We start from the raw sequence: 18,352 nt of genomic DNA on the forward strand, positions 1-18,352 counted from the left end.
TGAGGATCGCCGCGACCATTGCGGCATTGCCGGCCTGGAGGTTGCCGTTGGCGACCTCCGTCACATTGCCGGTCAGCGACTGGCTCTGGACGTCGATCGCATCCTTGCCCGCCGTCAGCGCGGTGACATTGTTGGCGGTCACCGAAATGCCGGTGCTGGTCGTCACGTCGCGGACGACGATGCCTTCGCCTGTTGCCGCCGAGACATTACCGGTGACGTTGAGATTGACCGAACCGACGCCGCCCGTCTGCGTCACATCGAACGCGTTGCCCGCGCCATTGTTGGTGATGCTCCCGCCCGTGTAGATGATCGCGCCGCCAGCCGCCGAGACCGACAGGGCCGCCGTGCCGCCGGCGGTCGGCGTGTTGCCCACGTCAACGGCGATCGCGCCATTGTTGGTGATGGTGACGCCGCCGTTGCCGGTGTTGGAAACCGCAAGGCCGTTACCGTTTACCGTCGTTCCCGGATCGACGGTGACGGTGATCGGTACGGGCAACAAGCCCTGATAGTTGCGGTCATCGGGTGCATTGGCCGGAAATGTCGTGTCGGTGGTGGAGGTATTGTCGCATTGGACGGTGACGGCGCCGACGGTGCAAGCCGCCCAGGCCTGGCCCGGCGCCAGCAGACTGACGCCCGCGGCGGCGGCGATGCCGATGGCGGATCGCAGCGCAAGCCGACTCGCCTGCGAACGCAGGTTGCCGCGAAGGTTGAGGTAACTCGCCGGCGCGACCAAAGTCAGCGTCGCCTCGCGGCTTCCGAACGTATTCTGCTGCATTCAATCCCCCGACGTGACAGTCGTCCGCCCAAAGCCGACATGTCATTGCAGCCAAGCGTTGTCTTGGGCAGGAGCGCACTGGAATTGGACTGGAAAGAGGTGCCGAGCGCTTTTGCGCGCACTGTGGTGGATTTGCACCATCGATCGCCTCAGACGCCTTGGGCGATCGGCTTCCGACGGAGAGGGGATGGGAAATCGCATCGCCTGACCGGTTGCCCGAGGTGTCCAGATCTATCTGGCGCTCGTTGGCGTATGGCCGAAGCGACGACGAAAGCGGCGATTGAAGTACGACACGTCGCTGAATCCGCACGTCAGGGCAATGTCGCTGACCCGCATGTCGCCTTTGTGTCTCTGCGAGAGCATCTTGTGAGCCTTCTGCAGGCGCAGTTCGAGAACGCGCTCGGAGAAGCTGATCCCCGTCTCCTGAAGGAGATCGTGGACATAGCGCGCCGACAGACCGAGTTCTTGCGCGACGGCTTGCGCAGAGATGCCTGGGTTGGCAAAATTATCCGCGATCTTCGCCAAAACCGCCTCCAGCCTGGCCGCTCGCGGGCTCCGCTGGCCGGCCAATTCGGCGGCCTGACCTTTCGCGCCGGTCGCCAGACCGATCAAATCGACGATCGTCCTTGTCGCGTGCGCGATGAGATCGGGTGAGGCGAGGGGGCGTCCGGTTTCAAGCATTTGGCAATACCGTTTGAGAAGATCGAGAGCTTCGTTTTCGGCGCCGATCTTCAACGCCAGCCTGTCATCGATCTGCGGGAAGGCCTGGATGAGGGCAGCGCTTGGGACCACCATGGTCGTCCACACATTCCAGTCGGTGCCGGCCATTTTCAGCGCTTCCGATGCTGTGAGCAGGACCGCTTCTCCCTGACCGACACCATATTCGCGCCCGGCTTGTACCCCGCTCAACACGGTGTCGGCATTGTTGATCAGCAAGAGATATCCATCATCGTCGTCATCCATTGCCGTCATGGGCGATCTTGCTCGCCTTCCTCGTCGCGTTGACTGATCATTCCCGACATCTGCCGAAGAACCAGCGGTCCGACAGCCTTGGCTTCGATCGCAGCTTCGAAAGGCATGTCTTCCGATATGCCGTATTCGACCGGCGCGATCTCCGCGGCATGGATGTCTTGCCAGAGGGAAAGTCGATCGCGTTCACTGAGATGCGGCGGCAAATCAGTCGATGAAAACACCGTCTCTGGCGACACTGAAAGACCCCGAAAAAGCACTCACGGCCTCAAAAATATCGAACGCGATGCTTCCCATTCCCGAAATAACCGGCAACATTGACCGCCGGGCGTTCAACTTATCAGCTTAACCCCTTAGTCGAGCTCAACCAGGCGTGGCGTCACCCAAAAGTATGATGCCGCGAAATCTTGAGCAGCGAGGTCGGGGCATGTTGGGGAGAGGGATGGTGGTGGAAGGGCTGGGTGCCGAAGTACTTTATTCTATTATCTCCGATATATACGATTGTGTTTTGAATCCGGAGGGTTGGGCCGGAGTGATGACCAGAATCACAAAAGCTTTGAACGCGGCCTATACAACCATTGCTCTTGCCAGCGCCGCCGATAATCGCGGCCGTTTCATCGCTCAGTCGCCCTGGGACCCCGTGCAAATGCTAGCGCTCCAGGAAGACTATGACTTCGATGGAATTCCTGGGCTGAAGGCCGCGGTCGTCGGCGACATCGATACGCCCGTTGCGACGCTTTCATTGATGAGCGAAGCCGAGCTCCAGCAGACGCCATTCTTTCAGAATTGGGCCAAACCGCAGGGATTGCGCGAGGCTTGCGTCACCAAATTCGTTCATACACCGGACCGAATCGGGCTCCTGAGCTGCACCACGCGGGCCAGCAGGGGGGTCATATCAGTTGAAGATCAGCGTTTCCTGGCCTCTCTCTCGCCGCATCTGCGCCGCGCTTCCCTGATTGGAGATCTGCTCGATCAGGCCCGCGTCACCACCAATGTCTATCGTCAGGCGCTCGACTATCTGGCAGTGCCTGTTGTTCTTACCGGCGCCAACGGAGCAATCCTCCATGCCAATGGGGCCGCCGAACAGATGTTTTCGGTGCAAGGCCCCATTCTTTCCAGGAACGGCCTGCTCCAGGTGCAGAATCCGGCGGTGGCCAACGCTCTGCTGGAAGCGATCGCCAGTGCCGCGAACGCGGATGCCTCGCTTGGCTCCCGCGGCATAGGCCTACCCATTTCGGCCCTGGGCCAACCGCCCGCCGTCGCCTATGTATTGCCGTTGACCCAAGGAACCGCTCGCGCGGCTTTCCAGCCCGCATGTGCCGCTGTCTTCGTGTCGACCACGACGTCCTCTTCGCCACTCCCGGAAGCCGTTCTCGCCACGCTGTTCGACCTTACGCCCGCGGAGGCGCGGGTCCTGTTGCGGATCGGCAGCGGATTGTCCGCGTCGAAGAGCGCGTTGTCGCTCGGCATCGGCGAAAACACCTTGAAGACCCACCTCAACCGTATCTTCGCCAAAACCGGCACGAGACGCCAGGCCGATCTCGTCAAGCTTGTGTCGGACATGGGCGTGCCCCTCGCGGCTCCCGGATCATAGCGGTGAGCCGGCTGAAGCTGCCAATCTCCTCCTCGACGGGGGAGATTGCGCACTCGGTCGTGTCCACCAATCGCCGACGCCAGCCCCCCATGGACTTCGCCAAAATACCACCCATATTGACTCCATGGAGGTTTGAGCGTGACCTTCGCGCGGGTGGCACTTCTTGCCGCGGCCTTCGTCGTCGCGGCTGTCGTTTCTCCCTTCTCTTCGGCTGGGAGCGAGAGGGTCGCGCTGAGCGTCGCGATCGACGGCGCCATCGGGCCGGCAAGCTCCAGGCAGCTCAAGGAAGCGCTTGACGTCGCCGCCAAACGGGACGCCGCGGTCCTCATCCTTCAGATCGACACGCCCGGCGGGTTGGTCACCTCGATGCGCGAGATGATCGCCGATATCCTCGCTTCGCCGGTGCCTGTCATCGGCTATGTCGCGCCGGCCGGCGGCCATGCGGCGAGTGCCGGCACCTACATCCTCTACGCCACCCATGTCGCGGCGATGGCGCCCGGCACCAATCTCGGCGCCGCGACGCCGGTCGAGATGGGCGGCCTGCCGTCGCTTCCCGGCGGCGAGAAGGACAACGCCCCGGCCAAGGACGAGAAGGACGCCACCGGGCGGCCGGTGGGCGACGCGATGATGGCCAAGGTGACCAATGACGCCGTCGCGCTGATCCGCTCGCTCGCCGAACTGCGCGGGCGCAATGGCGACTGGGGCGAGAAGGCCGTGCGCGAGGCGGCGAGCCTGTCGGCCAACGCGGCGCTGCAGGAACGTGTGATCGACTTCGTCGCCCACGACACCGCCGAGCTCCTGCAACTGGCCGATGGGCGCACCGTCGACGTAGCCGGCAGGAAAGTGGTTCTGGCGACGAAAGGGCTGCTGGTCGAGACGCTGGAGCCCGGCTGGTTCATCCGGCTGCTCGCCATCATCACCGACCCCAACACCGCCATCATCCTGATGCTGGTCGGCGTCTATGGCATCATCTTCGAGTTCACCAGCCCAGGTGCCGTGGCGCCCGGCGTCATCGGCACCATCTGCCTCGTGCTCGGCCTCTATGCGCTCAACCTCCTGCCGATCAACTATACCGGCCTTGCCCTGATGTTGCTCGGCATCGCCTTCCTCGTCGTCGAGGCCTTCAATCCCACTGTCGTGCTTGGGCTTGGCGGCGTGGCCGCCTTTCTGTTCGGCGCCGCCATGCTGCTGAGGGTCGAGGGGCCGGGCTTTGCCATGTCATGGGCCGTCATCGGTCCCGCCGCCGCGCTGACGCTTGGGCTGGCGCTGCTGACCGGCACCTATGTCTGGGCGGCGCGCAGGAATCCGCCGCGCGTCGGCGGCGCGGCCATGCGCGGTCTGCCGGCCGAGATCCTCGACTGGCAGGGCGGCGAGGGCCACGTGCTGGCCCAGGGCGAGCGCTGGCGGGCGAAGGCCGACGAACCCGTCGCACCCGGCGACAGCGTCGAGGTGACCGATGTCAGCGACCTCGTGCTGACGGTGCGGCGGCGCGACGCGGCAAGGAACGGAGCAAGACAATGAGCATCGGTTACGTGGCCTATCTGTTGCTTGCGCTGGTCGTGTTCATATTCCTGTCCGCGGCCATCCGCATCCTGAGGGAATATCAGCGCGGCGTGGTCTTCACGCTCGGCCGCTTCACCGGGGTCAAGGGTCCCGGCCTCATCATCCTCGTCCCCTTCGTCCAGCAGATGGTGAAGGTCGACCTGCGCGTCGTGGTGCAGGACGTGCCGCCGCAGGACGTCATTTCGCGCGACAACGTCTCGGTGAAGGTTAACGCGGTGCTCTATTTCCGCATCGTCGACGCCGAGCGGGCGGTCATCCAGGTCGAGGACTTCATGGCCGCCACCAACCAGCTGGCGCAGACCACGCTGCGCTCGGTGCTCGGCAAGCACGAGCTCGACGAGATGCTGGCCGAGCGCGACAAGCTCAACAGCGATATCCAGGAGATCCTCGACCAGCGCACCGATGCCTGGGGCATCAAGGTCTCCAATGTCGAGATCAAGCATGTCGATCTCAACGAGAACATGATCCGCGCCATCGCCAAGCAGGCCGAGGCGGAGCGGCTGCGGCGCGCCAAGGTGATCAACGCCGAGGGCGAGCAGCAGGCGGCGGCGAAACTGGTCGAGGCGGGCCGGATGCTGGCGGCCGAGCCGCAGGCCATGCAGCTGCGCTACTTCGAGGCCCTGCACGACATCGCCGGCGAGCGCTCGTCCACGGTGGTGTTCCCGCTGCCGGTGGATCTGCTCGGACAGTTCCTGAAGGGGCAGGGGAAGTAGAAGCCTTCACCCCCGCCAGGGCGGCTCCGGCGCGAAGCGCTTGCTGATCCAGTCGGCGAAGGCGCGGGTCTTGGCGGCTTGTCCCTTGGCCGAGGGCGTGACGACATAGACCGCGCCTTCGTCGGCCAGCGTCCACTCCTCCAGCACAGGCACCAGCCGTCCGTCGGCGAGTTCGCGGCCGACCAGCCAGTCGGTGCTCATCATCAGGCCGACGCCTTGTACGGCAGCCTCGACCAGCACCTCGGCATCGTCGCTGACCAACGGTCCGGAAACCTCGACGCGCGCGCGCCGGCCCTCGCGGTCGGTCATCTCCCAGGCCGGAAAGGTCTGGAAGCCGCTGAAGCCCAGGCAGGAATGTCCGAGCAGCGCCTGCGGTGTCTCCGGGCGACCCTTTCGGGCGAGGTAGGAGGGGGCCGCGCAGAGCAGCCGGCGCCTCGTCGCCACCTTGCGCGCCACCAGGCGTGAGTCCTCCAGCGCGCCGAGCCGCACGGCGACGTCGAAATTCTCGGCGACCAGATCGGCGAAGCGGTTGGAGAATTCGGCCTCGATGCGGACATCGGGAAATTCGGCAAGGAATTGGGGCAGCAGCGGCCCGATCCACATGCGTCCGAACGTGCCGGGCAGCGCCAGCCTGAGCAGGCCGCGCGGGCCGCCGCCGGCATGTGCCGACGCGGCGGCCTCGGCCTCGTCGACGGAAGCGAGGATGGCGCGCACGCGCACCAGGAATTCGGCGCCCGCCTCGGTCAGCGACACGCTGCGCGTCGTGCGGGCGAGCAGCCTTACACCCAGCCGCTCCTCCAGCGATTGCAGGCGCCGCGACAGGATGGTCGCGTCGCGCCCGACACGCGCCGCCGCCCGGGTGAAGGAGCGCGCCTCGGCAATGGCCGCGAAGGCCGCCATTTCGGCAAGGGCCGCCGGTTCATGGGATTGTTGCATGGTCTGCAATACTCAAATGTAGAAGCTCAGGATTATCCAGAAATAACGCAGCAACTAGGTTCACTCAACCATCAATCGTCCCACCGGAGTGAAACCATGAAAGCCATCGAACTGAGCCAACCCAGGCTGGACGCCTTCCGCGCCGCCACCGTTGCAACCCCCGAGCCGCAGCGCGGCGAGGTGCTGATCCGCCAGCGTGCGGCTAGCCTCAATTTCGTCGATGTCGCGGTGGCGAGCGGCAATTATCCCGGACCGAGCTTTCCGTTGATCCCCGTCGCCGACGGTGCCGGCGAGATCGTCGCGGTGGGTGAGGGCGTCACGAGATTCAAAACGGGCGATCGCGTCGTCGCCCATGCCAAGCCACGCTGGATCGGCGGCCCGCCGCGACCCTACGAAATGAGGCAGATGCGCGGCGTCTCGCTGCCGGGGTCGCTGGCCGAATATGTCGCGCTGCCGGCCAATTCGCTCGTGCCGGTCCCGGCGCATCTTTCCTTCGAGGCGGCGTCGACGCTGCCGATCGCCGGCACCACCGCCTGGAACGCCATCCGCGCCGCCAATGTCGGGCCGGGCTCGGTCGTGGTGCTGCTTGGCACCGGCGGCGTCTCGATCTTCACCCTGCAGCTTGCGAAAGCTACCGGCGCCACCGTCATCATCACCTCGTCGTCGGACGAGAAGCTGGAGCGGGCGAAGGCACTGGGCGCCGATCATCTCATCAACTACCGCGCGACGCCCGATTGGGACGGCAAGGTGCTGGAACTGACCGACGGCCTCGGCGCCGACCTCGTGGTCGAGACCGGCGGCACCGCCACCTTCGCCCGCGCCATCAACGCCACCGCGCCCGGCGGCACGCTGTTCACCATCGGCTTCGTCACCGGCGCCGAGGCCACGGTCAACCTGCTGCCGATCATTATCAAGGCGCTGAAGGTGATCGGCAACAACACCGGATCGGTGTCGGACCTCCGCGACGCCGCCCGCGCCATCGGCGCGGCCAGGATCGAGCCTGTCGTCGACAAGATGTTTTCACCTGACGAAGCGGCCGAAGCCTACGCCCACATGGCTGCGGGCGGCCGGCATTTCGGCAAGCTGGTGTTCGGTCTGGAGTGGTGATCGGCGAAGCTGCCAATCTCCCCCTCAAGGGAGGAGATCACGCGCTCCACCCTAGATCAGCTTCTCCAGCGTGATCGGCAGGTCCCGCACGCGCTTGCCCGTCGCATGGAACACCGCGTTGGCGATCGCCGGCGCGACGCCGACGATGGCGAGTTCGCCGACGCCCTTGCCGCCGAGCACCGAGGAATGCAGGTCGGGGATGCCGACCGAGATCACCTCTATGTCGGGGATGTCGGCATTGGTCGGCACCAGATAGTCGGCGAGGTTGTTGTTGACGATGCGGCCGTGGCGGCGGTCGACGATGCCTTCTTCCAAAAGCGCCTGGCCAATACCCATGATGATGCCGCCCTTCCACTGGCTTTCGGCGAGTTTCGGATTGTAGAGCCGGCCGGAATCCAGCGCCGAGACCACGCGCGACACGCGCACCGTGCCGAAATCCTCGTCGACGCGCACCTCGATGAAATGCGCGCACCAGGAGTGGCGGGAATAGTCGCCCTCGGTGTGCGGCAGCGCCATGGCGATGGTGGTGTAGTTCTTGTAGCGGTCCTGCGCTGTCGAGTTGGCCGGCATGGTGTCGCCGGTCGCCTCGATGTGATCGCGGCCGATGCTGTTGAGCAGCTCGGCGATGGAGAGATCGGGGCCATCGCCGCGCGGCGAGGCGATGCGGCCATTGGCGACGACCAAAGTGTTCGCCTGCAGCGCGTGGAAGGGCGAGCGCGGGTCGCTGATCGCCAGCCCAACCAGCTGGTCGAGCGCGGAGGTAGCGGCCTTGTAGACCGCACCGGTCATCACGCCGGCCAGCCGCGAGCCGCCGGTGACGCCGGCGCGGGGGAAGCGGGAGTCGCCCAGCTTCACCACGACAGAGTTGGCCGGCACGCCGACCGTCTCGGCGGCGGTCTGCGCCAGGATCGTGTAGGTGCCCTGGCCCATGTCGATCGAGGAGCTCTCGACCTCGACCGAGCTGTCGGCGAGGATGCGCACGATCGCCTCGCCATAGGCGCGCCGCACCGGATAGGTGCCGGCGGCGACGCCCCAGCCGATCAGCTGGTTGCCGTCGCGCATCGAGCGCGGTTCGGGCGTGCGCCTGGCCCAGCCGAAGCGTTCGGCGCCGGCGGCAAAAGCCTCGCGCAACTGCCTGGTCGACCAGGCTTTTTTCGCATGCGGGTCCTGTTCGGCATAGTTCCTGAGCCGGATCTCCAGCGGGTCGATGCCGACCTCGTGGGCGAGTTCGTCGATGGCGCTTTCGATGCCGAAGGCCGAGGGGTTTTCGCCCGGCGCGCGCATGGCGCCCGGCACCACCAAATTCACCCGCACGACATTCTGCTTCGACGAGAAATTCGGCGTCGCGTACATGATCGAGGTGACCGACCCGAGCGGCTCGACCCACATGCCATCCATCGACGTCTCGTTGACACCGCGATGCACGATCGACTGGATTCTCCCGTCATGGTCGGCGCCGAGCGCCACCGTCTGGCGCGTGGCGGCGCGGCCGCCATAGCCGGTGAAGGTCTGCGGGCGCGTCATCACCAGCCGCACCGGCCGGCCGAGCATTTTGGCGGCACTCGCCGCCACCGCGCCATGGCCGAGCGCCAGCGCCTTGGAGCCGAAACCGCCGCCGATATAGGGCGAGACCAGCCGCACATTCTCGAACGGCACGCCGAACCATTCGGCATAGGTGCGCGCCATGCCGTCCAGCCACTGGCTCGGCTCCCATACGGTGAGGTGATCGCCCTCCCAGCGCGCGATCAGGCCATGCGGCTCCATCGGCGCCTGGTATTCGCGCGGCGTGTTGTAGGCGGCGCAGACCCGGACCGGGGCCGAGGCGAAAGCGGCGTGCGCGTCGCCCCATTCCTTGGTCATGGCATCGATCGGAATGCCGTCGCCCGCCTTGCCGTCGCTGAGGTCGACGATGGCCGGCGTCTCGTCGTAACTGACCTTGACCAGCGCCGCCGCGGCGACCGCCTGTTCGAAGGTCTCGGCGACGATCGCCGCGACATGCTGGCCACTGAAGGTGATGTCGCGCGCCAGCGGGCAATAAGGTTTGTCGGGCGGCGGCGTGCCGAGCCAGTCCGATGCGGTCCTGAGGCTGATGATCGTGTCCGGCGTCAGCACTTGCAGCACGCCGCGTGCGGCCCGCGCCTCCGTGGTGTCGATCGAGCGTACCTTGCCGGATGCAATCGTGCTTTCGACCAGCACGGCGTGGGCAAGCCCGTCGAGCTGCTGCTCGACGGCGTATTTCGCGGCGCCGGTGATCTTGGCCGGGCCGTCGACGCGCGACAGCCGGCCGCCGACGGCGTCCGCCAGTACGCCATCCGAAGCATCGCCATGTCTTGTGTGAACGGTCATGCCGTCTCTCCCAATTTGAGGATGGCGCGCGCGACGACGCGCGGCGCGAGCGCGATCTTGTAGTGGTTGGCGCCATGGTCGACGGCGCCTTCGACGGCAAGCAGGCTGGCCGCGCGGACGGCGTCCGGCTCCAGCACCTTGCCGTTCAGCGCTGCTTCCACGGCCCGCGCCCGCCACGGCTTGGTCGCGACGCCGCCGAGCGCCACGCGCAGATCGCGGATGGTGCGCCCGTCCGCCTCGAACTCGATGCCGACGGCCGCACTCGCCGCGGCAAATTCATAGGATTGCCGGTCGCGGATCTTCAGGTAGGTCGAGCGGCGTGCAGCGGCGGAGCCGGGGATCTCGATCGCGGTGATCATCTCGCCCGGTTCGATCGCATGCTCCCTGTCGGGGGTGGTCCCGGGCAGCAGAAAAAAGTCGTCGACCGAAACCCGGCGCTCGCCGAGATGGACGACCGCGTCGAAGGCGGCCAAGGCCACGGCGAGGTCGCCGGGATACATGGCGATGCAGGCGTCGCTGGCGCCGAGCACGGCGTGTCCCCTGGTGACGCCGCCGATCGCCGAGCAGCCGCTGCCGGGTTGCCGCTTGTTGCAGGCGGGGAAATTCGAGGGATCGCGGAAATAGGGGCAGCGGGTGCGCTGCATCAGATTGCCGCCCATGGTCGCCATGTTGCGGATCTGCGCCGAGGCCGCCTGCCACAATGCTTCGGAGATTGCGGGGAAGCGGCTTTTGATGTCGGCATGGTCGGCGACATGACCCATCCTGGCGAGCGCGCCGATGGTGGCGCCGCGCTCGTCGACGGTGATCCGGTCCAGGCCCTTTAGATGGGTGATGTCGACCAGCGTATCGGGTTCGGCAACGCCGCATTTGGCGAGATCGATCAGGGTGGTGCCGCCGGCGAGCAGCATGGCGCCGGGCAAGGCGGCCGCCTCGCGTGCCGCATCGACCGAGCCGGCGCGCAGATAGGAAAAATCCCTCATGACGCGACCTCCAGGGCTGCCTGGCGGACAGCGGCGACGATGTGCGGATAGGCGCCGCAACGGCACAGATTGCCGGCCATGTATTCGCGGATCTCATCATCGGAGCCGGCATGGCCCTCGCGGATGCAGGCGACCGCCGACATGATCTGGCCTGATGTGCAATAGCCGCACTGGAAGGCGTCCTGCTCGAGGAAGGCAGCCTGCACGGGATGCAGTTCGCCCTCCCGTGCAAGCCCCTCTATGGTGGTGATGGCGCGGCCCTGAGCCTGAGCGGCCAGCGTCAGGCAAGCCAGCACACGCTCGCCGTCGACATGCACGGTGCAGGCACCGCACTGGCCGTGGTCGCAGCCCTTCTTGGTGCCGGTCAGGCCGAGCCGGTCGCGCAAGGCGTCGAGCAGCGTGACGCGTGGTTCGATTTCCAGCGCGTGATGGTGGCCGTTGATGTCGAGATGGACGGGGATCGTTGTTTTCGTCATGGGCGTCTGGCTCCAGTTGCTTGACGCGAAGTCGGTTGATCTCATGTTGGGCAGGCGGGACAGCCGGCGGCCCTAGCGCCAGCCGTCCGGCCCGTCGCTTTCGCTCCCTGCCCTTCGGGCGTTCAGCCCCTTAAAAAGGTCCACTGGACCTTTTGATCCGCCTGAAGGCGGACCGGGCCTTCACCGTTCGTCGTTGGGGAAGCCAGGCACCTGGCTTTCCGTCTGCCACGCGGACCACTCCTCACCCCAGCAGGTCCTCGATCCGGATCGGAAAGCGCCGGGGTCGCACGCCGGTTGCGTGCCAGACCGCGTTGGCGACGGCGCCGGCTGTGCCGGTGATGCCGATCTCGCCAACGCCCTTGATGCCGAGTGCGTTGACGTAGGGGTCGTCCTCGTGGACCAGCAGCGCCTCGACCGATGGCACGTCGGTGTTCACCGGGACGTGGTATTCGGCGAGGTTGGCGTTCTGGATGCGGCCCGAACGCCGGTCGGTGATGGCCTCTTCATGCAGCGCGAAGGAGACGCCCCAGATCATGCCGCCATAATACTGGCTGCGCACCAGCCGCGGATTGATGACCCGTCCGGCGGCGAACGCGCCGACCAGCCTTGTGACGCGGATCTGCCCGAAATCGGGATCGACCTTCACCTCGGCGAAGACGGCGCCATGCGCGTGCTTGGCGTAGGTCTCCTGTGACGCCGGATCCGGAGCGCCCTTGCCGTGGCCTTCGATCTCGGTGAGACCGGCGCGCGCAAGAATCTCGGCATAGCTTTCACCGCGGCTTTCATCGTCGCGGCGATACAGCCTGCCGCCGCGCGCCAGTACGCCTTCATTGCCGGCGCCGAACAGCGGCGAGGCTTGATGGCTGGTGGCGAGATCGGCGAGCCTGGCGACGACGGCGGCACCCGCATTGTGGATCGCCATGCCAGCCGTCGCCGTGTGACCGGAGCCACCGGCAATGCCCGCATTGGGCAGGTCGGAGCTGCCGGCCCTGAAATCGACCTGGTCGATGTCGAGCCCCAACCCGTCGGCGGCGATCTGGGCAAAGGCGGTCCAGGCGCCTTGTCCCATGTCCTGCGCGCCAGTCTCCATCAGGCCGCTGCCATCGGCCTTCAGCACCGCGCGCGCCTCGGCCTGGAACATGATGGCGGGGAAGGTCGCCGTGCCCATGCCCCAGCCGGTGAGGAAGCCGTCGGCGTCGCGCATCAGCCGCGGCTGAAGCGGGCGGCTCTCCCAGCCAAACGCCTCGGCCGCCTGTCTGTAGCATTCGCGCAGCGCCTTGGAGGAAAACGGCTTGCCGGTCATCGGTTCGACCTCGGCATAGTTCCTCAGCCGGAATTCCAGCGGGTCCATGCCACAGGCGTGCGCCGCCTCATCGATGGCGCTCTCCAGCGCGACCGAGCCGGTGGCCTCGCCGGGCGCCCGCATGAACAGCGGCGTGCCGGTGTCGAGCCGCACCACCTCGTGCGACGTGGTGATGGCGGGGATGGCATAAAGCGTGTGCGAGGCGTCCGCGGCCGGTTCGAAGAAATCGTCGAACGTGCTCGACGCGGTCCTGGCGTGATGGTGGATGGCGGTCAGCCGCCCCTCGCCATCCATCCCCATGCGCAAGGTCTGGCGCGTCGGCGCACGGTGGCCGACCGGTCCGTACATCTGCTCACGCCGCAGCACCAGCTTGACCGGACGGTTGACCAGCCGCGCCGCCAGGATGCCCAGCACCTGCGGCCCGGAGATCATGCCTTTGGAGCCGAAGCCACCGCCGAGGGCTGCGGATGTGGATGTTTTGCGGCGCGATGCCGAACAGGCCGGCGATGCGGCCCTGCGCCATGGCAAGGCCCTGGCTCGGCGTGTCGATCGAGAGCCTGTCGCCCTCCCAGGCGACGACGATCGCATGCGGCTCCATGGCGTTGTGGTACTGGGCCGGCGTCTCGTAGGTAGCCTCGATCCGCGTCCTTGCCGATTTGAGGCCAGCTTCGATATCGCCCTTGTGCTGCACCGCCGGACCGCCGACGCCGACACCACGCGGCACGAAGCTTTCGGCGCCGTCGAGACCAACGCGCGCCGGCAGCTCTTCATAGCGCGGGGAGAGCAGCGCCGCCCCTTCAGTCGCCGCCTCCAGGGTCTCGGCGATCACCACGGCGATGGTCTGGTTGGGGTAGCGGACCTGATCGTTCTGCAGCAGGTCGAGCCGGAACATGAAGGGATGGTCCTTGGCGTCCGGATCGATGGCGAGCGCCGGCCGATTCCCGGGCGTCATCACCTCGACCACGCCCGCATGCGCCTTGGCCGCCTCGATATCGAGCGCCGCAACGCGGCCGCGCGCGATGCTGGAGACGGCGAGCACGGCATAGAGCATGCCGGGCGGATGGTTGTCGGCCGCGTAGCGCGCGGCCCCTGTGACTTTCAGAAAGCCGTCGCGCCGGGTCAGCGGCTGGCCGATGCTGGAGCCCTGCCGCGTGTGGGCGGGTTGCTGGTTGAGGCTGAGTTCAAGCGTCATGGGGCGCTCCGGGAATGTTCGAGAACGGGGAGGCAGGAAGGGCCGGCAGCCGCTCGGGCGTTCCCGCCAGGGCGGACATCAGCGCCCTGACCACGATGCGGCGGGCAAGCTCGATCTTGAAAGCATTGTCGCCGGAGGGGCTGGCGTCGGCCAGGGCGGCATCCGCCGCACGAATGAAGTTCGCCTCGCTCGCATCGGCGCCGAGCAGGACGGCTTCCGCCGAACGCGCCCGCCATGGCTTGGCCGCGACGCCACCCAATGCCAGCCTCGCGGCGCGGATCTTGCCGGCGTCGACGACAAGCGCCGCGGCGGCGGAGACGACTGCGAAGGCATAGGAGGTGCGTTCGCGCACTTTCAGGTAACGGGTGTTCGCGGCGAAGGAGGCGGCCTCCGCCGGCAGCCGCACCGCCACGATCAGGTCGCCGGGCTCCAGCGCATTCTCCCGCTGTGGCGTGTCGCCGGGAAGCCGGTGGAATTCCGCCAGCGTGACGTGGCGCCGGCCCGCCTTGCCCTCGATCTCGACCACGGCGTCGAGCGCCACCAGCGGCACGCAGAAGTCCGACGGGTGGGTGGCGATGCAGGCATCGCTCCAGCCAAGCACGGCGTGCAGGCGGTTTTCGCCACCGAGTGCCGCGCAGCCGGCACCGGGCTCGCGCTTGTTGCAGGCGCTGGCGGTGTCGTAAAAATAGCTGCAGCGCGTGCGCTGCAGGAGATTGCCGCCGACGGTGGCGGCGTTGCGAAGCTGCGCCGAGGCGCCCGACAGCAGCGCTTCCGCCACCGCCGGATAGGCCTTGGCGAACGCCGCGTCATGGGCGAGATCGGCGTTGCGAACCAGCGCGCCGATACGCAGGCCGCCATCGTCGAGCCGTTCGATGCGGTTGAGCTCCGGCAGCCGCGAGATGTCGACGATGCGCTCGGGGCTGGTGATGCCGCCCTTCATCAGGTCGAGCAGATTGGTGCCGCCGGCGAGATAGGCCGAACCCGGTTCTGCCGCCGCCGCGATGGCGTCGGGGATGGTGGCGGGCCTGACGTAATCGAAGTCTCTCATGCCGCTGTCCTCCGGTCGGTCCTGGCAAGTTGCTGCTGGGCGTCCAGGACGGCCTCGACGATGCCGCCATAAGCGGCGCAGCGGCATATGTTGCCGCTCAGCCCCTCGCGGATGCGTTCGGGATCGTCGCCGGCCTGCCCCTCGGCGATCAGGCCGAGCGTGCTCATGATCTGGCCGGGCGTGCAGAAACCGCACTGGAAGCCGTCATGGGCGATGAAGGCGGCCTGCACCGGATGCAGCTCTTCACCACGGGCGACGCCTTCGATGGTCAAGACATTGGCGCCGTCATGGCTGACCGCCAGCGCCAGGCAGGAGTTGATGCGCTTGCCGTCGACCAGTACCGTGCAGGCGCCGCACTGGCCGCGGTCGCAGCCCTTCTTGGTGCCTGTGAGATCAAGCCGCTCGCGCAACAGGTCGAGCAGGGTTACGCGTGGATCGACCTCCAGTTCGTGTCGGTGTCCGTTGATGGTGAGCGTGATGGGAAGGCTGGTCATGGGCGTCTGGCTCCAGTTTGCTTGACGCGGATGGGAAGGGAACTGGTGCCTTGCCGGAGAACGGCAAGGTACCCTTATGGTCAGGTCCTGGTGGAAGTGGAGACGGCAGCGGATCTCCCGGGAGACAGGCGGGCAGGGGAGATGTCGGCTTGCAGGTTTGAAAGACGTGACATACCGGTTCCCCTGATTATATGATAAAGGCGCTCCACTAAAGCGGAGGCGCCTCCGTTTATTACGTGGGGGCTGACGCTACCGGGTTCAAGCCCCCATATTTCGACTGTGGAGAAAAAATTGGCCGTTGAGCCGTCCGTCATCGCCGAAACGAAGAACGCCGTGGAGACCAAGCGGCTGCGCGCGGATGCGCAGCGCAACCGCGACCGGCTGGTAGAGGTGGCCGCCGCCGTCTTCGCCGAGCGTGGCATCGATGCCTCGCTGGAAGAAATCGCGCGCCGCGCCGGCGTCGGCATCGGCACGCTCTACCGGCATTTCCCGACGCGCGAGCATCTGGTCGAGGTGGTCTACAGGCGCGAGGCGGAAGGGCTGTGCGCGGCCGCCGGCGAGCTCGCCGAAAAACACCCGTCCGATGTCGCGCTGGAACAGTGGATGCAGCGCTTCGTCGACTACATCGCCACCAAGCGCGGGCTGGCGACCAGCCTGCGCATCCTGCTCACCACCAATTCGACGCTGTTCTCCGACACCTCGGGAAGGGTGTCGCAGGCCCTGCGGCAACTGGTCGAGGCGGCGGTGGCCGACGGCACCATCCGCGGCGACGTCGACGCCTCCGACGTGCTGCACGCGCTCTCCGGCATCTATTCGGCCCCCGATACCCCGGAATGGCGCGACCGCTCGCGCCGGCTGGTCAAGCTCTTGATGGACGGGTTGCGGTTCGGGGCGGGGAAGGGGGCGAAGAAGGCTGGCGAGTGAGGGAAGCGGTAAAGCCTTCCGCGACCACGAAGCCACCGAAACCGCGTAAAGTCCGATTCACGCCGGCGCCTGTGATGCCTCCAGCCACGCATTCTTCCGATCTGCGTATCAGGACGCCACAAGGCTCGCACAAGCGCCGGGAGCCAAGAGTGGAGCCGCACATCGTGCAAGCGGCGTGGAGGCTGAACCGGCCGTAACCACCGCGTGACGGAAGGCTTGAGGGCTTGAAAAGCGCGGCAGTTCAAATCGAGGCCTTTGACGAACCGAATCTCATCATGGGCAAGGCGCCTATCGTGCGGGCCGTCTTCGAAGGGCGCGATATTTCTCCCTTGTGGGACACGCTGTTCGGGCGCGTTTCGGCCGATATCACCGATGCCGCCGCGTTTCTGGATGTGTCGATCCTGCTTCATGCGATCGGCGAGGAAGACAAGGCGGCACTCAGCCAGAAGGCCGCGCTCGAGCTCAGCCGCAAGTATCTGATACGCAACGGACGCGGTACGGGACCGAACGTCCTTGTCTTCATGACGGCCGGCGACTTCATGGCCAACACGCCGATCGAATTCCTGCTCGAGAACTCCGACGCGAACCTGCTGCTCTACTATGTCGACGCCGACACGGCGGACCTCGGGGATGTTCCCGAGCACGATGTCGCCTTCGTGGCTGTCGGCGAGTCCACCGAAAATCTGGGCGTGCTGGCAAACCTCGACCGGCTGTTGCGCGACTGGGCCGGCCCGATCATGAACAACGCGCCGCGCCTCATCATGGCGCTGTCCAGGGACGGCGTCGCCGAAGCGCTGAAGGACGAACCCTCGATCCTTGCGCCCGCCGCCGCGCGCGTCGATCGGACTGTGCTCGAGAACTTGGCTCGCGGCGACATCGAGGTCGGCGCACTCCTCGTGGCGAACGCGTTTCCGGTGATTGTCCGACCGCTCGGCACGCATGCCGGCAAGGGAATGGAGGAGATCGCCACGCGATCGGAGCTTGCGGCCTATCTCAATTCGCACGCCGAGGCCGAATTCTACGTCACGCCCTTCATCGACTACAGCGGGACGGACGGCAAATTCCGCAAGCAGCGCGTCGCCTTCATCAACGGGCGACCCTATGCCAGCCATCTCGCGGTTTCCGAGCACTGGATGGTCCACTATCTCAACGCCGGCATGACCCAGCACGAGGACAGGCGTGCCGAGGAGGCGCTGTGGATGGCCAATTTCGACGGCGATTTCGCGGTGCGCCACGCGCGTTCCTTCGATGCGCTGCATCGACGTCTCGGGCTGGACTACTTCGCCATCGATTGCGCCGAACTCGCCGACGGCCGCCTGCTGGTGTTCGAGGCGGATGTGGCGATGATCGTCCATTCCATGGATTGGGAGAGCATCTTTCCCTACAAGAAGGGCGCCATGCGCAAGCTTTTCTTGGCATTCGAAAACGCGCTGGCGCGGCGCGTGGCGCGGATGGCGCCGACGACCGAATGCGCCCATACCGGAAAACCGGCCGTCTACCAGAGAACCCATGACGACTGCCTGGTTTGTGCCCTGGCGATGCTCACGGGCCGGACCTACGAGGAGATCGAGGACATCGCGCGAGGCTGCGATCCGGCCTATCCGCTCGGGGGTCCGATGAGCCATTCGATCATGCGCGGCGTTGCCAACAGATGCGGTTTCGTCCTCCTGAGCAGCATCTACATGCTGTGGGCCAAGCCCGCGATCATAGGCGTGGTGTCGCCGACCGTTCCCGATACCGGCCACGCCGTTTTCTGGGATGGCGAGAAGATCATCGATCCGGGTTTCTGCGAACGCGTCGATCGTGCCTATGTCGACCGGTGCGGGTTGGAATTCACGCAGCGGGCGAGCGATCTCCAGCCGCTGATCAGCCATGACGTCCAGATCTCCTACCTGGCCGGTGCCGTGGCGGCCAATGAACCGCTTTGACCGG

At 66.2% G+C, this 18,352-nt stretch carries 13 protein-coding genes and 2 pseudogenes; 6 read left to right on the plus strand and 9 right to left on the minus strand.

Features of this window, described 5'->3' with window-relative positions; genetic code table 11:
- Positions 1-775, minus strand: a pseudogene (locus tag OOJ09_RS21580) (autotransporter outer membrane beta-barrel domain-containing protein); the annotation flags it as partial.
- 231 nt (positions 776-1,006) lie between these two features.
- On the minus strand, positions 1,007-1,747 hold the full coding sequence (locus OOJ09_RS21585; RefSeq protein WP_269907139.1) for an AraC family transcriptional regulator: 741 nt from the start codon (positions 1,745-1,747) through the stop codon (positions 1,007-1,009).
- Positions 1,748-2,186: 439 nt separating this feature from the next.
- Between OOJ09_RS21585 and OOJ09_RS21590 the strand changes: the two genes are divergently transcribed.
- From OOJ09_RS21590 to OOJ09_RS21600, 3 genes are all read left to right on the plus strand, one after another.
- Positions 2,187-3,338: a LuxR C-terminal-related transcriptional regulator gene (locus OOJ09_RS21590; RefSeq protein WP_269907140.1), complete on the plus strand. Its 1,152-nt coding sequence runs from the start codon at positions 2,187-2,189 to the stop codon at positions 3,336-3,338.
- A gap of 138 nt (positions 3,339-3,476) precedes the next feature.
- Positions 3,477-4,859 (plus strand): NfeD family protein, encoded by a 1,383-nt coding sequence (locus OOJ09_RS21595; RefSeq protein ID WP_269907141.1) that lies wholly within the window; start codon positions 3,477-3,479, stop codon positions 4,857-4,859.
- Positions 4,856-5,614 (plus strand): slipin family protein, encoded by a 759-nt coding sequence (locus OOJ09_RS21600; protein ID WP_269907142.1) that lies wholly within the window; start codon positions 4,856-4,858, stop codon positions 5,612-5,614. The genes OOJ09_RS21595 and OOJ09_RS21600 overlap by 4 nt, the downstream gene beginning before the upstream one ends.
- A 6-nt stretch (positions 5,615-5,620) precedes the next feature.
- Here OOJ09_RS21600 and OOJ09_RS21605 read toward each other — a convergent pair whose 3' ends face one another.
- Complete coding sequence (locus OOJ09_RS21605) at positions 5,621-6,550, minus strand: LysR family transcriptional regulator (protein ID WP_269907143.1); 930 nt, start codon at positions 6,548-6,550, stop codon at positions 5,621-5,623.
- 96 nt (positions 6,551-6,646) lie between these two features.
- On the opposite strand from OOJ09_RS21605, the gene OOJ09_RS21610 reads away from it, so the two are divergent.
- Positions 6,647-7,657: a zinc-dependent alcohol dehydrogenase family protein gene (locus OOJ09_RS21610; protein ID WP_269907144.1), complete on the plus strand. Its 1,011-nt coding sequence runs from the start codon at positions 6,647-6,649 to the stop codon at positions 7,655-7,657.
- A 51-nt stretch (positions 7,658-7,708) separates the two neighbouring features.
- Here OOJ09_RS21610 and OOJ09_RS21615 read toward each other — a convergent pair whose 3' ends face one another.
- From OOJ09_RS21615 to OOJ09_RS21640, 6 genes and pseudogenes are all read right to left on the minus strand, one after another.
- Positions 7,709-10,003, minus strand: coding sequence for a xanthine dehydrogenase family protein molybdopterin-binding subunit (locus OOJ09_RS21615; RefSeq protein WP_269907145.1), 2,295 nt, complete (start codon positions 10,001-10,003; stop codon positions 7,709-7,711).
- On the minus strand, positions 10,000-10,983 hold the full coding sequence (locus OOJ09_RS21620) for an FAD binding domain-containing protein (protein ID WP_269907146.1): 984 nt from the start codon (positions 10,981-10,983) through the stop codon (positions 10,000-10,002). Before OOJ09_RS21620 ends, OOJ09_RS21615 begins: the two co-directional genes overlap by 4 nt.
- Positions 10,980-11,459, minus strand: a complete 480-nt coding sequence (locus OOJ09_RS21625; protein ID WP_269907147.1) for a (2Fe-2S)-binding protein — start codon at positions 11,457-11,459, stop codon at positions 10,980-10,982. Before OOJ09_RS21625 ends, OOJ09_RS21620 begins: the two co-directional genes overlap by 4 nt.
- A 241-nt stretch (positions 11,460-11,700) precedes the next feature.
- Positions 11,701-13,954: pseudogene (locus OOJ09_RS21630) on the minus strand (xanthine dehydrogenase family protein molybdopterin-binding subunit).
- Positions 13,944-15,002: an FAD binding domain-containing protein gene (locus OOJ09_RS21635; RefSeq protein WP_269907148.1), complete on the minus strand. Its 1,059-nt coding sequence runs from the start codon at positions 15,000-15,002 to the stop codon at positions 13,944-13,946. Before OOJ09_RS21635 ends, OOJ09_RS21630 begins: the two are co-directional and overlap by 11 nt.
- Positions 14,999-15,496, minus strand: coding sequence for a (2Fe-2S)-binding protein (locus tag OOJ09_RS21640; RefSeq protein WP_269907149.1), 498 nt, complete (start codon positions 15,494-15,496; stop codon positions 14,999-15,001). The genes OOJ09_RS21635 and OOJ09_RS21640 overlap by 4 nt, the downstream gene beginning before the upstream one ends.
- Before the next feature lie 291 nt (positions 15,497-15,787).
- Between OOJ09_RS21640 and OOJ09_RS21645 the strand changes: the two genes are divergently transcribed.
- A complete protein-coding gene (locus OOJ09_RS21645) occupies positions 15,788-16,420 on the plus strand; it encodes a TetR/AcrR family transcriptional regulator (RefSeq protein ID WP_269907150.1) in 633 nt (210 codons plus the stop codon).
- Positions 16,421-16,695: 275 nt separating this feature from the next.
- Positions 16,696-18,348, plus strand: coding sequence for an ATP-grasp domain-containing protein (locus OOJ09_RS21650; protein WP_269907151.1), 1,653 nt, complete (start codon positions 16,696-16,698; stop codon positions 18,346-18,348).
- Positions 18,349-18,352 lie beyond the last annotated feature (4 nt).

Origin of the sequence: Mesorhizobium qingshengii (assembly GCF_027563465.1) — a bacterium.
Classification (GTDB): domain Bacteria; phylum Pseudomonadota; class Alphaproteobacteria; order Rhizobiales; family Rhizobiaceae; genus Mesorhizobium; species Mesorhizobium qingshengii_A.

Excerpts from the sequence above, each read along its gene's own strand:
- OOJ09_RS21585 (WP_269907139.1), bottom strand. The coding sequence starts at position 1,747 with ATGACGGCAATGGATGACGACGATGATGGATATCTCTTGCTGATCAAC.
- OOJ09_RS21590 (WP_269907140.1), top strand. The coding sequence starts at position 2,187 with ATGGTGGTGGAAGGGCTGGGTGCCGAAGTACTTTATTCTATTATCTCC.
- OOJ09_RS21600 (WP_269907142.1), top strand. The coding sequence starts at position 4,856 with ATGAGCATCGGTTACGTGGCCTATCTGTTGCTTGCGCTGGTCGTGTTC.
- OOJ09_RS21605 (WP_269907143.1), bottom strand. The coding sequence starts at position 6,550 with ATGCAACAATCCCATGAACCGGCGGCCCTTGCCGAAATGGCGGCCTTC.
- OOJ09_RS21610 (WP_269907144.1), top strand. The coding sequence starts at position 6,647 with ATGAAAGCCATCGAACTGAGCCAACCCAGGCTGGACGCCTTCCGCGCC.
- OOJ09_RS21615 (WP_269907145.1), bottom strand. The coding sequence starts at position 10,003 with ATGACCGTTCACACAAGACATGGCGATGCTTCGGATGGCGTACTGGCG.
- OOJ09_RS21620 (WP_269907146.1), bottom strand. The coding sequence starts at position 10,983 with ATGAGGGATTTTTCCTATCTGCGCGCCGGCTCGGTCGATGCGGCACGC.
- OOJ09_RS21625 (WP_269907147.1), bottom strand. The coding sequence starts at position 11,459 with ATGACGAAAACAACGATCCCCGTCCATCTCGACATCAACGGCCACCAT.
- OOJ09_RS21635 (WP_269907148.1), bottom strand. The coding sequence starts at position 15,002 with ATGAGAGACTTCGATTACGTCAGGCCCGCCACCATCCCCGACGCCATC.
- OOJ09_RS21640 (WP_269907149.1), bottom strand. The coding sequence starts at position 15,496 with ATGACCAGCCTTCCCATCACGCTCACCATCAACGGACACCGACACGAA.
- OOJ09_RS21650 (WP_269907151.1), top strand. The coding sequence starts at position 16,696 with ATGGGCAAGGCGCCTATCGTGCGGGCCGTCTTCGAAGGGCGCGATATT.